This is a genomic window from Staphylococcus sp. HMSC061G12 (assembly GCF_001838465.1).
Lineage (GTDB): Bacteria > Bacillota > Bacilli > Staphylococcales > Staphylococcaceae > Staphylococcus > Staphylococcus simulans.
On sequence record NZ_KV837182.1, the window covers coordinates 1 to 209 of the forward strand.

The 209-nt window shown below is 35.4% G+C and carries 1 protein-coding gene; it reads left to right on the forward strand.

All coding sequences use genetic code 11. The annotated features are described in order from the left end of the window. On the forward strand, positions 1-209 hold a 209-nt coding region (locus HMPREF2937_RS13165; protein WP_142351457.1), incomplete at both ends, for a phosphoenolpyruvate carboxylase.

The window sequence follows — 209 nt, forward strand, 5'->3', positions numbered from 1 at the left end:
CCTTTTGCGTAAATATCGTGATGTGAAAGCAGGAGTAGTTAATCGCGATAAATGGTACACTGACTTACGCCGTTACATTGAAATCATCATGCAAACGGACATCATTCGTGAGAAAAAACTTAAGGTAAAAAATGAAATTACCAATGTAATGGAATATTACAATGGATCCTTAATTCAAGCGATTACTAAGTTGACGTCAGAGTACAAAC